We start from the raw sequence: 13,242 nt of genomic DNA on the forward strand, positions 1-13,242 counted from the left end.
AGTTTAGTCTAAAAATCCCTGAAGGTGGCGCTTTTTGCTCTGAATGACATTTAATTTGATGGCAAATGACGATAAGCTAAGCACTAAGATGTTAGCAATTTAGGTGAAAAGAAGTGTTTAGTGGAATTGTCTCAGGCTACGATAAGGTTATAGACATCGAAATAATCGATCGGATCTACCGATATACGGTGGCGCTGAGTAATCGCTCGGGATTAGAGCAAGGTGCTTCCGTTGCGATTAACGGCGTGTGTTTAAGTGTTGTTTCTTGGAGTGATCAAGGGGTAGTCTTCGATGCCATCGAGGAGACCTTGCGCCTAACGAACCTTGGAGAACTCTCGGTTGGCGACTGTGTCAATACCGAGCGTAGTTTTAAGATGGGGCAAGAGCTTGGCGGCCATGTTGTCTCAGGACATATCGATGCTTCAGTAAAGATCCTTAGCATTGATCAGCAACAGAATGCAGTAAAAGTCTGGTATGCACTGCCGGAGACGCTTCGTAAATATTTGTTTGTTAAGGGCTTTGTTGCGCTAGATGGTTGCAGTTTGACTATTGTGGACGTGGAGGCAGATCGCTTCAGCGTGGCGTACATTCCAGATACCCTCAAGAAGACTACCCATGGGATCTTGAAGGTTGGGCGGCTAACGAATGTAGAGATTGATCGCCAGACTCAGGCTATCGTCAACACAGTTGAGCGAGTGCTCGCCTCACGGAATTTGTCTTAGTTATGTTAAAACGCCTTATCATCATTCTATCATTAGTACTCATTATCCCGAGCTTGCTAGCAGTATCGTATTTACATTCAGCGTTGTTCCCGCCTAAATATGACTCCGCTACGTGGCTAGAGTCTATGCGGCCGCATATCTATGTAGAGAGCCCCGATGAGGTGTCAGCTCCGGTAGTCTTCTTGATGCACGGTTGTGGCGGAGAGAGGGACTGGCTTCGCGAAGAACGTTTAATATTGTTGAGCGAGGCAGGCTATTACGCGGTTGCAATAGACAGTTTTGGTGCTCGTGACGTAGATGTGTCCAAGGTATGCAGTGGCCGTGAGCTTTGGGCGGGAGAGCGATTGAATGACCTCGCTGCAGCGATGGATATTGTTGCTGAGGACCCGCGTGCCGATCTAAGTCAATTCGCGGTGATCGGTTTTTCTCACGGTGCGTGGGCGGCATTGGAGACCTATACCGGCTATTGGCCTGATCACCGCACGCCGTCAGCGGTAGTAGCTTATTACCCATTTTGTGAATTTCCTAACCGTGCTCGCAGCGATTGGCAGAAGCAGAGTGATTTGCTCGTGTTCTTAGCAGAGTCTGATACAATCACCGCCATCGAACCTTGCTATGATCTGTTACAGGCGCACTCGAGCGCCCAGTTTATCGACATAGTCCCATATGCAGGCGCCGCACACGGCTTCGACGTTAAAGACACTCTGGGCTGGAGTAACCACTATAATAGTGAATACGCCGCTGATTCTTGGAATCGCACACTGAGTTTTCTTGCGTCGCGCCTCAACTAATTTCGTTTTTGTAGGTCACTATGCCATTACTTCGCCTCGACCAAGCTTCGCTTGCGTACGGTACCCACGTTCTTCTTGATCAAGTTGATCTTCAGCTATTCCGCGGCCAAAAGATTGGTCTCCTAGGGCGCAACGGCGCCGGTAAGTCGAGTTTGCTAAAGATAATCAATGGTACCAACACTATTGATTCGGGCGATTATTGGGTTCGTCCAGGAACTAAAATTGCCACGCTTTCTCAGGAATTACCTGACGCGGACGATAAGACCGTTTATGAGGTTGTCGCGGAAGGACTTCATCCGGTAGGGGACTTGCTCGCACAGTTTCATCGTTTAACCGCGCAGGATGATATTGATTTTGATGAGCTTGCAAAGGTTCAGGCGCAGATCGATAGTTTAGACGGTTGGTCTGTTGAAAATCGAGTGAGTACTGTGTTATCGCAGCTAGAACTGAACGCTGACAGTTTGATGAAAGAATTGTCAGGTGGCTGGCGTAGGCGAGTGGCTTTGGGGCAGGCACTGGTTGTAGAGCCAGATATTCTCATTCTTGATGAGCCGACTAACCATCTAGACATCGAAGCAATCAAGTGGCTTGAGGAGCAGTTACAGAATTTTCGTGGGGCAATGTTATTCGTCACTCACGATCGTGAGTTTCTCCAGCAAATTGCCAATAACATTATTGAATTAGACCGCGGTAGCCTGATTGCCTGGGAAGGCAGTTATCAGGGGTTCTTGAACCATAAAGAAGCTGAACTTGCGGCAGAAGAACGTGCTAATGATTTGTTTGATAAGAAGTTGGCGCAAGAAGAAGTCTGGATTCGTCAGGGCATCAAAGCCCGTCGTACACGTAATGAAGGTCGTGTTCGCGCACTGAAGGCTATGCGCGATGAGCGTATGCAACGTCGAGAAAGACAGGGATCGGCCACCTTCTCAGTGGAAGGAGCTGATCGGTCCGGTAAGATTGTAAGCGAGCTTGAAAGCGTTAGCCTTGCGTACGATGGCCGTACCATTATCGACAACTTCAGTACCGTCATCATGCGTGGCGACAAAATTGGTATCATTGGTGCTAATGGCGCGGGGAAATCAACGCTCATTAAATTGTTATTAGGCAAAATTCAGCCGAACTCGGGCTCCGTAAAATTGGGCACGAAGATTGAGGTTGCCTACTTTGATCAGCTTCGTGAGAGCTTAGATCCGACTAAGAACCTAGTAGAAAACGTCTGTGAAGGTCGAGATTTTATTGAGATAAATGGACATAAGCGTCATGGTATTAGCTATCTTTCGGATTTCCTTTTTTCTCCTGAACGTCTCCGCATTCCGGTTGGTGCACTGAGTGGTGGTGAACAGAATCGTGCAATCCTCGCTAAGTTATTCTCAAAGCCTGCTAACTTACTGGTCCTCGATGAGCCAACCAACGACTTGGATCTAGAAACACTCGAACTGTTAGAGGAAATTTTACTGAACTTTGAAGGTACCTTGTTACTGGTCTCACACGATCGTGCCTTTATGAACAACGTGATCACCTCAACGATATCGTTGGATGGTAGTGGCAAAGTTAGAGAGTACGTTGGTGGATACGATGATTGGATCCGTCAAGGCGGTACCTTGAGCGTAGCGAAGCAACGTCCCGCCAAGTCGGCTGCTACTAAGACACCAGCGGAAACCAAGCCGAAGGCAAAACCTGCTAAGAAGCTAAGCTACAAAGTACAACGCGAGTTAGAGCAACTGCCGGGTATTATTGAGGCGCTGGAAGCTGAGATTGCGGAATTAGAAGGTGTTGTCGCTGACCCTAAGTTCTATGATCGTGACGTCGCAGAGCAAACAGAACTGTTCGAAAAAATCAGCGTGGTTCAGGCTAAGCTTGATGAAGCCCTAGAACGCTGGATGGAATTGGACGCCGACTAAAGTTGAGTTCGGTCACTAGTAGCTGGTTTGCGATTTGACCGCTGTTAGCTGTTGCCGTTAACACAATGCCGCTCTCTGAAGCGGCATTTTTGTAGCCGTAAAGAAGGTATTAAAAGAACTTTCAGCGGCTAACTTCTTTACGGAACAACATTTAGGAATTACACTGAAAGGCAATTAGAAAGCTAAAATATGCTTAAATAAAAACAACAAGGTATTTTTTATGTCTAAGGCTTATATAGTCGATGCTATTCGTACCCCTGGCGGAAAGCGCAATGGCTCGCTCTCAGTAGTCCACCCGGTTGATTTAGGTGCCTATGTGCTGGATGCGTTAGTTGAACGCAACAAACTTGATGCCGAAGCCATCGATGATGTGATTTTTGGCTGTGTCACGCAAGTTGGCGCTCAGGCGAATAACCTAGCGCGAAACGCCGTACTAGCCAGTAAGCTAATCCCTCAGAGTGTTCCCGCTGTTACGGTAGATCGTCAATGTGGCTCATCTCAGCAGGCTCTGCATTTTGCGGCTCAGGCGGTTATGTCCGGTACTCAAGATATCGTTATCGCTGGCGGTGTTGAATCAATGTCGCTTGTCTCAATTGGAGCAAACGTTGCTGACGGCAAAGCGGCAGGACACGGACAGCCTTATAGTGCTCAGGGTATTAACGCTAATTACGGAGTTGATTGGTTTCATCAAACCATTGGCGCCGAGCTCATCGTGGAAGAGTGGGGGTTGAGTCGGGCAGAGATTGACTCCTTTGCCGTGCTGTCTCATCAACGTGCAGTTAAAGCTCGCGACGCCGGTCATTTCGACCGTGAAATCGTTCCTTATATTGATCCGTCACTAGGGATAGACCTTCAGCGCGATGAAGGTATTCGTGATACCTGCAGCCTAGAGGGGTTAGCGGGCCTTAAACCAATTAGCAATGGTGCCATCACTGCAGGCAATGCGTCGCAGATTACTGACGGCGCCTCGGCGGTGTTAGTGATGTCGGAAGCTGCTGTTAAACGTTATGGCTTAACTCCTCGTGCGGTGGTGCATACTATGGCTATTGCTGGAGACGACCCAATTAAGATGCTTACCGGCCCGATCCCTGCTACCAAAAAACTACTGGAGAAGGCGGGGATTTCAATTGATGATATTGATCTATATGAGGTTAACGAAGCATTTGCTCCGGTACCACTGGTTTGGCTTCGAGAATTGAACGCATCAATGGACAAGCTAAACGTAAACGGCGGCGGTGTTGCCCTAGGCCATCCATTAGGCGCTACCGGCACTAAACTTATAGCCACCTTGCTTTGCGAATTAGAGCGACGTAAGGCACGCTTCGGCTTGGTTGCTATTTGTGAGAGCGGCGGCACGGCCAACGCGACATTGATTGAGAGGTTGGACGGATGATTATCAAACATAGTCATTTTTTGGTGACGGGTGCCGGAAGTGGGCTTGGACTCGCAACGGTCGAACGTCTCGTTGCAGAGGGCGCGAAGGTCACCGGGCTAGATATCAACGAACAGGCTTTGGCGGCGCTTGAGGCGCAATTCTCTGGTGCGGTAAAAGGTATTTGTTGTGATGTCTGTGACGAGGCATCGGTAAATACTGCGCTAGACGCGGCGGAGCACTTCGGCGGCCCAGTTCGCGGGGTCATAAATTGCGCTGGAATAATTGGTGCAGCAAAGCTAGTGGGTAGAAAAGGCCCCTATGATCTTGAGGCGTTTCAACGGGTGATCGATATTAATTTAATCGGTACTGTCAACGTGATGCGTCTTGTTGCTGCGCGTATGGCAAGTTACGACGCCCTAGATGATGATGAACGTGGGGTGGTGATTAACACCGCAAGTGTAGCCGCCTTTGATGGTCAGAAAGGGCAGACGGCTTATTCGGCTAGTAAGGGTGCTATCGTTTCGCTAGCGCTTCCCGCAGCTCGAGATCTCGCCAGTGTTGGTATTCGTGTCAACACGGTAGCGCCGGGGGTAATGGCAACGCCAATGCTTATGGAGGCCGATGAAAAAGTCCTTGCTCCATTATTAGCGGTGACTCAGTTTCCGAAACGCCTGGGAGCGCCTGCTGAGTTTGCCGATGCGGTTGTGTTTCTCATTGCTAACCGACTAATGAATGGGTCAACACTTCGTATTGATGGTGCCATGAGGCTGCCTTAGCCTTCTTTGTAGTGGTGCAGCGCATTCTGTAGCGCTGCGTTCCCCAATTGTTCGCAGGTGGCGATATTAGCAGCAACAATATCGTCACTTTCGGTTTTGTCCTTCAATACGTTTTCTAAGCTGGCTTCGCGAAGCAGGTGTAGGGTTGGATAGGGCGAACGGTTGGTGAAGTGGCTTGCGGCGTCGGGCGCTTCGCCGTCAAAGAGATACATTGGGTGGAAGTGTGCCAATTGGTAGATGCCGCGATATTCCAGTGCATCGATAAGTTGATCGCCCAGCTCCATCAGATCTATAAAAACATCAAAGCGTTTAAAGTCAGCCGTAAAGACCAGCAGCGTCGTCTCAATGTCACTTTCGTCTAGCGCACGTAATTCATCAACCAAGCGCTCAAGCGCCTCTTCAAGACCAACCTCCGTTTCCACGATAGAGAACTTGATCCGATTGTTCACAAATTCACGGCGAGCGAATGGACAGAAATTGTGGCCAATGACGGCACCCTCTAACCAATCTTTAGTAGCTTCAAGCGCTGACTTCACAGAATTATTCCTTTCAGTTAATGCCGTCATTATAACGGGAATTCATTGCCTTGCGCTGCTACCAACAGGCTTTGGCCTGACAATTGGACTTTTAACTGTACGATAACTAGCCAGTTTACGTTATTTTTCGAATTTACGAGATAATTTCGTTTCGAATTGTTGTTTAAGCATTGATTTTTAGATAGTCTTTTTACTAATGTAAGTATCAATTACTTACAGAGCTTTGGGTAGGCGCCCATGGATTCAAGATTACCCGTTTTAGGGCAGAAATAAGGATATAGAGAGTATGGCCGAGCAGCTAACAGGCACCGTTAAGTGGTTTAATGACGAAAAAGGTTTTGGTTTCATCGAGCGTGAAGGCGAAAAGGATGTTTTCGTTCACTACAGTTCCATTGAGGGTACGGGCCGTCGTACACTTACCGAAGGGCAGCCAGTAACTATGACCGTTACCAATGGCGCAAAGGGCCCTCAAGCAGAGAGCGTTGTTCCTGCTTAATTCTAAATTCGAGCGATACGCGACCTATCGGTCGTTGTGGAATCACGGAACGGTCGCTAATGCGGCCGTTTTTTTATGCTGTTACTAAGTCTTTTCTTCAGTGCGCTAATCTCTGCGAGTATATTCCCGTTTGCTTCAGAGGTGGTCTTTATTGCTGCGCTGGATGATGAGCTTAGTCCCGTTGTTGTTCTCATCGTCGCTACCTCGGGTAACACTCTTGGTGCAATGTTAACCTGGTTGTTGGCAGGGCTCGCGCGTGATGGCAAGTTAGGATTTAAGCTAAAACCCAGTTCCCCTAGGGCCTCGGAGTTTTATAACCGCTTCGGTAAATGGACACTTTTATTGTCATGGTTACCGATAATAGGTGATGCCTTTCCTGGTTTAGCGGGCTGGTTTAAGCTCTCGTTCTGGCAGACAATATCGTTAGTTGCCGTAGCAAAGCTTGGGCGTTATTTGGCACTCATGGCGGTATATTTTGCCTGGTAGAAATCGTTGTAGGTAGAGTTTTATGAAGAGTTATAGTCAGTTTTATATCAATGGTGCTTGGGTAGGTTCCCATTCAAAAGCTTTGACGTCGGTGATTAACCCGGCCACCGAAGCTGAGATCGCGACGGTCCCAGAGGGAAATGCACAGGATGTTCATGATGCGGTCATGGCAGCACGCGGTGCCTTCGAGAGTTGGTCCAATACGCCTTCAACGGAACGGGCAGCTATTATCCGTCGCGTTGCAGACCTTCTTGATCAACGAGTCGACGAAATTGCGGCCGTTATTTCATCGGAATTAGGTTCACCCATCGCTCACGCGAAAGAGGTTCAGAGTGAAGAGCCCATCGTTGGTATGCGCATGTACGCCGATTTTTGTTCGATGATGGATGAAGATCAGGAGCAGGGAAATAGCCTGATTGTGAGAGAGGCTATTGGCGTTTGTTCATTCATTAATCCTTGGAATTATCCGCTGTTACAGATCGTTGGTAAGGTAGCACCCGCACTGGCTGCGGGTTGCACCATGGTCGTCAAACCGTCCGAGGTCACGCCGCTTAATGCGTTCCTTCTTGCTGAAATTATGGACGAAGCTGGTGTGCCGGCTGGTGTTTTCAATCTTGTATCTGGGCTTGGTCCTGTGGTGGGTGAGGCGATGTGTGTCCATCCTGAGGTTGATATGGTGTCTTTCACCGGCTCTACCCGTGCGGGTGTTCGCATTGCAGAGTTAGCGGCGCCTTCGGTAAAGCGTGTATGCCAAGAGCTTGGCGGAAAGTCACCGATGATCATTACCGAAGACCTCAGCGCTGAGGATTTTGCTGGGGCAGTGGAATATGCCATGGGAGACGTAATGTTTAATAGCGGCCAAACTTGTACCGCATTGACTCGCCTGCTGGTACCGGCCTCTCGATTGGCGGAAGCTAATGCGGTTGCAAAAGCCTATGTTGATGGCCTGAAGGTTGGCGAACCGACCGACGAAGAGGCATTTTTAGGACCAATGAGTTCGGCTCAGCAGCGTAATACCGTGTTGAACTATATTCAGTTCGGAATTGATGAAGGTGCGGAGTTACTGACAGGTGGTGTTGATCGGCCTGCTGGGTTTTCCAGGGGCTTCTATGTTGCGCCAACAGTATTCTCCCAGGTTAATAATCAGATGCGTATCGCGCGCGAAGAGATTTTTGGACCAGTAACGTGTATTTTGCCCTATGAAAATCTAGCCGAGGCTATCACCGTGGCTAACGACACGCCCTACGGTTTAAGCTCGGCGGTTTGGGCTAGCTCTAAAGAAGCGGGATTAGCCATTGCGCGTAAGCTCCGTGCCGGTCAGGTTTATGTTAATGGTGGAGAGTACAACTTCCTCGCACCGTTCGGTGGCTATAAGCAATCGGGTAACGGGCGAGAGTGGGGTCGTGAAGCGATGCACGAGTTCATTGAGGTAAAAGCCATTCAGCTCTAAGTAGATTACTTGGGTTTGCTGCCATGTTGAGAATGGCGGCAAACGGCCTAGTTAGTTTGCAAAAATTAATTATTTATTCTGAATATCATTTCTCCTATTGCTCAGTGGAAGTCACGAGAGCGATGCTCTGAATTCAGTAAGTGGCTGATATCGCTAATATGCCCCGCTTTAATATGAATTAAGGTATTGGTATCGCCCTCGGGCTTTAATTGCGGTGGGTCAACTCGCTCAATTACCCCTTTGATGTGCAGTAGCTGACCGGCAAGAAGAGCCTTTCTGCATCGCTCTTGAACCGCTTTCTCTACAATGACATTGTGATTACCCGTGTGATCTTCCAATGTCAGAAACACTAGGCCCGATGCAGTGCTTGGGCGTTGTCGGCAACTGACAATGCCGGCAATTTGTACCCATCTACCCTGGTGGAGGGAATAGCTGTCCAGAGCGCTCGTGCAGCAACTCACAGGACTAGTTTGCTGTAACAAGGCTAATGGGTGTTCCTTTAGCGTGATACCGGTATATTGATAATCATCTGCGAGTTGTTCCCACTGTGATGGCTCCGCAAAGCTAACCTGAGTTCGCTCAATATTGTCATGCTTGAGTACCGCTTCAGATACGCCCTGTACTAACCAGTGACTCAAATACTTATTACCATCAAGCCTACTGAAAGCACCGGCAGCGATTAATTTCTCAAGCTGATCAATCGCCAGTTGGCAGCGCTTCTTTGTGTCATTAGCTCCAGTGAAACTCCGCTTAGTTCGTTGGCTAATAATCTCCTCTGCAGAGGACTGAGAAAAGCCTTTAATTTGCCGAAAACCAACCCTTAGTAATGGAGGCTGGGGGCTATCTTGATCTGCATCTCCAGGGTTAGCTGGTGAAGTTTCTGTTGAGGTTGGTTGTTGTAGGAGCCCAGCTTGAATTTCTAACTGATAATCCCAGTCACTACAGTTGATATCAATAGGAAGGATGACTACGCCGTGGCGCTTTGCATCCTGCAAGAGTTGCGATGGACTATAGAAACCCATCGGTTGACTATTTAGTAAGCCGAGGTAGAACGCCGCGGGGTAGTGGCTCTTTAACCATGCAGAAATATACACGAGAAGCGCAAAGCTAGCCGCGTGAGATTCTGGGAAGCCATAGTCACCAAAGCCCTCCATTTGGCGGAATAAGCGTTCGGCAAAATCGAGACTATGCCCTCGTTCTAGCATTCCTGTAATCACGGGCTCCTTGAATTTAGCCAGCTCACCATTGCGTCGCCAATTAGCCATTGCACGTCTGAGTTGATCGGCTTGGCCGCCGCTAAAACCCGCTGCAACCATAGCGAGTTTGATAACCTGTTCTTGAAATATGGGCACACCTAGTGTTCTGTCTAGAACTGATTTCACCGCTTTATTAGCATAATCAATTTGCTCCAACCCCTGACGTCTTCGTAAATAGGGGTGCACCATATCGCCCTGAATTGGACCGGGCCTTACTAGGGCCACTTCAATGACTAGATCATAAAAGCAACTCGGCTGAAGGCGCGGCAGCATATTCATCTGAGCTCGCGATTCAACCTGGAAGACTCCGATACTATCGCCTCTGCTGAGCATGGCATAGGTTTTAGCACAGTCATCTGGGATACTTGCCAAGCTGATGGGATTTGGGCTGTAAGCATTAATGGCGGTGAGAGATTTCTGGATGGCACTCAACATACCTAGGGCCAGCACGTCGATTTTTAGAAGCCCTAGGGCTTCAATGTCATCCTTGTCCCATTGAATAATCGTCCGGCCCTCCATGGCTGCATTCTCAATGGGAACCAAGGAATAAACGGGCGCGTCGGTCACAATAAAACCGCCTACATGTTGGGATAAATGTCGCGGCATTCCTAGGATTTCCTTAATCAAAAAGGCGTAGTGCTTAGTGATCGGGGAGCGAATTGATAAATTCGCTTCGCTTAGCCGGCTTTCTAAGTCGCCAGATCTATCCCACCAAGCCAGACTCTTTGCCAGTTTATTAACTACTACGGCATCTAGACCAATGGCTTTACCTACATCTCTGATCGCACTGCGAGGCCGATAGGTGATCACTGTGGCTGCTAACGCAGCTCTGTCACGGCCGTATTTTTTGTAGATATATTGAATGACTTCTTCACGACGTTGGTGTTCGAAATCCACATCAATGTCGGGCGGTTCATTTCGCTCCTTTGAGATAAATCGTTCGAACAGCAAGTCTGACTGCGCTGGGTCAACTTCGGTAATGAAGAGCGCATAGCAAACAGCAGAGTTAGCTGCCGAACCTCGTCCTTGGCACAGAATACCTTGGTTTCTGGCGAATTGGACGATGTCATGAACAGTAAGAAAGTAGTGTTCGTAGCTGAGCTCACGAATGACTTTGAGTTCATAGCTGATTTGTTTCATAACTTTATCATTGGTGCCGGTAGGCCACCGTTTTTGACATCCGTGGTGAACCAGTTCGCTTAGCCACTCACTGGGTGTTTTGCTATGGGGCACTAACTCGGCGGGGTAGTTATAACGTAGTTCATCCAAGGAAAAGTAACATTGCTGGGCAATATAAATAGATTCCTTGATAAGCGCTTCAGGAAAACGCCGATGGACTTGCTGGAGACTCTGTAGGGCGGATTCTCTGTTCTTACTCGCTTGGAATCCTAGTTCAGCCAACGTGGTGTTGTAGTGGATAGCAGTTAAGACATCAAGTAATGGCTGCCTGTCAGCATGGTGCATGCGGACATTGCCGACACAGGTCATCATGAGACTATATTCATTAGCAAGGTGTAAGCACTGTTGGTAATGGGCAATGAACTGCGCTTCAAGGTGATATTGCACACCCACCCAGAGCCCTTTGGGGAATGCTTTCGCTAGTGCAGGAGCTAGTTGGTAGCAATGCTGACTAACCGAGCTGACAAACCATATTGCTAAGCAAGACTTTAAACCATGCTGTAAATCCTCTAGCTCTAGCTGATAACGACCTTTTTCGGAACGCCTTCTAGCCTTGGTGATCAATGCAGAAATCTGACCGTAAGCATCTCTGTTAGGAGCAAGTAGGATGAGTTCGGCAATTGGGGTGTTATGGTCGCCAATCTTAAAATAACTACCAATCACTAAGTCAATGTCACGCTGACTTGCGGCAACATGGGCTTTTACCACACCAGCTAGCGAGCACTCGTCCGTTATGGCGATGGCGTCATAGCCCATGTCATCAGCTTGATCGACCAGCTCCTCGGGGTGTGATGCACTTTGTAGAAAACTGAAGTTACTACGGCAAAATAACTCGGCATATTGCATGGCTAACTACGCGAAGATACCCTGAACAAACCATCTGCGGTTAATAAGGTCTTTGTAGACCCAGTAGCGCAGCCCTCGATCACTCTTAGCTATGTAATAGTCTCTTTGGCAGCGTGAATCCCACCATTGAGTGTCGATGCGTTCAGGGCCCTGAAGCAAATTTAACACCTGCCCTTCAAAGATCATTTGCTTGCCACGTTGAAGAATGAGTTTGGGAGACTTAAACAACCAAGTAGGGCGCTTAGCATGATTTAAGCTGCCCTGATCAACGGCTCCTAGCTCATCCGGGCGATGACTTGTTGGGGTTTTAAGGTAACTGATTCGGTCTCTACCAAGTCTTGCCTCAAGGGTCTCCACAAGCTGTTGGTCTAATGGCCTTGATAGAGACTCTGGAAATAAATCGTCGGCAATCTCAAGGCTTAACGGTCTATGGACAGACTCTAGTGCCACTTGATTGATCGCCCGTTTGATAGGTTGTTTCTCACTTTGTAACTGGGTTAGCTTCAACATAGAAGCCACGTTATTCTTACAGGCTTCTACCCCTATATGAAGGCGATGTAGGTAGCGTTGCTCATTACGTAACTGCCAGCGTAGCTCGATACAATGCTGCTGGTGTTGGCGTAAAAAGCGCTGCAATTTTTCCAGCTGAAGCTCGAATGCCGGTTGAATCTCACTGAGGTTACTAACGGATTGTAGGCTGTAGCTTTCCTCGTGGAACTGAGGTGGGGTGATATGAGGTTTTCGCACATCTCCCTTTAAGCCATACAGGCGGCTTAGGTAATCCATAAAAAAATGACTTTGTCGGTGCCCGAGCGCGTGTGAGGGAAGTTGTTTAACTTGGCCAACGGTTTTTAACCCTAAATTAGCGAGTCGTTGAATGGTTTTCGAATCACAGTTGAGGTTTGCGATAGTTTGCTCATTGATAAGATGCTGTATTTTACTGAGATCAATGCTGTTATTTCGAATAACTGTTTCGCTATCAAAGTTAAGGTTGTGACTAAGTAAGATGGCGGCTTCGGGCGTATTACCTAAGCCAAATTGCAGGTGATGGGTAGTCAGCAGATGACTAGTTTGGATTTTTTCCTTTAGTTTAAGCCAGCCACCATGGACGTTAAGGCAGCCTGTTAAATCTAGTAATAAGCGGTCACCGGATGGGATGCTGACATGTGGGGTAAACGCTCGACAAAAGTCGGCGAGTTGTTGCAGTCGTAGAGACTCGCTCTGGTGATCTCGATCTTTAATTTCTAATTCGGAATATAGCGCCCAAGCTGTGACTAAAGATTGTCCAGCACGAATACCCTGACTTGAAGCCAGGGCATTACAGAACTTGATACGATGATTTTCAGATACTGCGAGTGGTGCCTTGGCGCTATGCGAATAAGCCTCTACAGGCAGTAATGGAAGATAAATGCACAGCCAAAGCATCAG

11 protein-coding genes are annotated in these 13,242 nt (G+C 48.2%); 8 read left to right on the forward strand and 3 right to left on the reverse strand.

What is annotated here, in order from left to right:
• Positions 1-113 precede the first annotated feature (113 nt).
• The 5 genes from Q0698_RS09530 (at position 114) to Q0698_RS09550 (ending at position 5,565) form a co-directional block, all read left to right on the forward strand.
• The gene (locus tag Q0698_RS09530; RefSeq protein WP_298636162.1) at positions 114-722 is read left to right on the forward strand and encodes a riboflavin synthase subunit alpha; all 609 of its coding nucleotides are present in this window, start codon (positions 114-116) and stop codon (positions 720-722) included.
• A gap of 125 nt (positions 723-847) precedes the next feature.
• Positions 848-1,513, forward strand: a complete 666-nt coding sequence (locus tag Q0698_RS09535) for a dienelactone hydrolase family protein (protein ID WP_298636163.1) — start codon at positions 848-850, stop codon at positions 1,511-1,513.
• Positions 1,514-1,533: 20 nt separating this feature from the next.
• Positions 1,534-3,414, forward strand: a complete 1,881-nt coding sequence (locus tag Q0698_RS09540) for an ATP-binding cassette domain-containing protein (RefSeq protein WP_298636165.1) — start codon at positions 1,534-1,536, stop codon at positions 3,412-3,414.
• Between the two features lie 220 nt (positions 3,415-3,634).
• Complete coding sequence (locus tag Q0698_RS09545; RefSeq protein ID WP_298636168.1) at positions 3,635-4,807, forward strand: acetyl-CoA C-acyltransferase; 1,173 nt, start codon at positions 3,635-3,637, stop codon at positions 4,805-4,807.
• Positions 4,804-5,565: an SDR family NAD(P)-dependent oxidoreductase gene (locus Q0698_RS09550; RefSeq protein ID WP_298636169.1), complete on the forward strand. Its 762-nt coding sequence runs from the start codon at positions 4,804-4,806 to the stop codon at positions 5,563-5,565. Before Q0698_RS09545 ends, Q0698_RS09550 begins: the two co-directional genes overlap by 4 nt.
• Here Q0698_RS09550 and Q0698_RS09555 read toward each other — a convergent pair.
• Positions 5,562-6,101, reverse strand: coding sequence for a DUF1415 domain-containing protein (locus tag Q0698_RS09555; RefSeq protein ID WP_298636171.1), 540 nt, complete (start codon positions 6,099-6,101; stop codon positions 5,562-5,564). The two genes, Q0698_RS09550 and Q0698_RS09555, sit on opposite strands and share 4 nt — an antisense overlap.
• 286 nt (positions 6,102-6,387) lie before the next feature.
• Here Q0698_RS09555 and Q0698_RS09560 point away from each other — a divergent pair, with 286 nt between their 5' ends.
• The 3 genes from Q0698_RS09560 to Q0698_RS09570 all read left to right on the forward strand — a co-directional run bounded on the left by Q0698_RS09560 (position 6,388) and on the right by Q0698_RS09570 (position 8,533).
• A complete protein-coding gene (locus tag Q0698_RS09560) occupies positions 6,388-6,597 on the forward strand; it encodes a cold shock domain-containing protein (protein ID WP_121876486.1) in 210 nt (69 codons plus the stop codon).
• 75 nt (positions 6,598-6,672) lie between these two features.
• Entirely contained in the window at positions 6,673-7,083 is a 411-nt protein-coding gene (locus Q0698_RS09565) for a DedA family protein (protein ID WP_298636174.1), read from the forward strand.
• 22 nt (positions 7,084-7,105) lie between these two features.
• The gene (locus Q0698_RS09570) at positions 7,106-8,533 is read left to right on the forward strand and encodes an aldehyde dehydrogenase family protein (protein WP_298636176.1); all 1,428 of its coding nucleotides are present in this window, start codon (positions 7,106-7,108) and stop codon (positions 8,531-8,533) included.
• A gap of 101 nt (positions 8,534-8,634) precedes the next feature.
• On the opposite strand, the gene Q0698_RS09575 is transcribed toward Q0698_RS09570, so the two are convergent.
• Both Q0698_RS09575 and Q0698_RS09580 read right to left on the reverse strand, forming a co-directional pair.
• Complete coding sequence (locus Q0698_RS09575) at positions 8,635-11,814, reverse strand: error-prone DNA polymerase (RefSeq protein ID WP_298636178.1); 3,180 nt, start codon at positions 11,812-11,814, stop codon at positions 8,635-8,637.
• Positions 11,815-11,820: 6 nt separating this feature from the next.
• Positions 11,821-13,239 carry a DNA polymerase Y family protein gene (locus Q0698_RS09580; RefSeq protein ID WP_298636181.1) on the reverse strand — a complete coding sequence of 473 codons (1,419 nt, stop codon included), beginning with the start codon at positions 13,237-13,239 and terminating at the stop codon, positions 11,821-11,823.
• Positions 13,240-13,242 lie beyond the last annotated feature (3 nt).

This window comes from uncultured Umboniibacter sp. (assembly GCF_947497555.1).
Lineage (GTDB): Bacteria > Pseudomonadota > Gammaproteobacteria > Pseudomonadales > DSM-25080 > Umboniibacter.

Coding starts and splice junctions, on each gene's coding strand:
- Q0698_RS09545 (WP_298636168.1), top strand. CDS start 3,635: ATGTCTAAGGCTTATATAGTCGATGCTATTCGTACCCCTGGCGGAAAG.
- Q0698_RS09575 (WP_298636178.1), bottom strand. CDS start 11,814: ATGCAATATGCCGAGTTATTTTGCCGTAGTAACTTCAGTTTTCTACAA.
- Q0698_RS09535 (WP_298636163.1), top strand. CDS start 848: ATGCGGCCGCATATCTATGTAGAGAGCCCCGATGAGGTGTCAGCTCCG.
- Q0698_RS09540 (WP_298636165.1), top strand. CDS start 1,534: ATGCCATTACTTCGCCTCGACCAAGCTTCGCTTGCGTACGGTACCCAC.
- Q0698_RS09560 (WP_121876486.1), top strand. CDS start 6,388: ATGGCCGAGCAGCTAACAGGCACCGTTAAGTGGTTTAATGACGAAAAA.
- Q0698_RS09565 (WP_298636174.1), top strand. CDS start 6,673: ATGCTGTTACTAAGTCTTTTCTTCAGTGCGCTAATCTCTGCGAGTATA.
- Q0698_RS09570 (WP_298636176.1), top strand. CDS start 7,106: ATGAAGAGTTATAGTCAGTTTTATATCAATGGTGCTTGGGTAGGTTCC.
- Q0698_RS09550 (WP_298636169.1), top strand. CDS start 4,804: ATGATTATCAAACATAGTCATTTTTTGGTGACGGGTGCCGGAAGTGGG.
- Q0698_RS09580 (WP_298636181.1), bottom strand. CDS start 13,239: ATGCTTTGGCTGTGCATTTATCTTCCATTACTGCCTGTAGAGGCTTAT.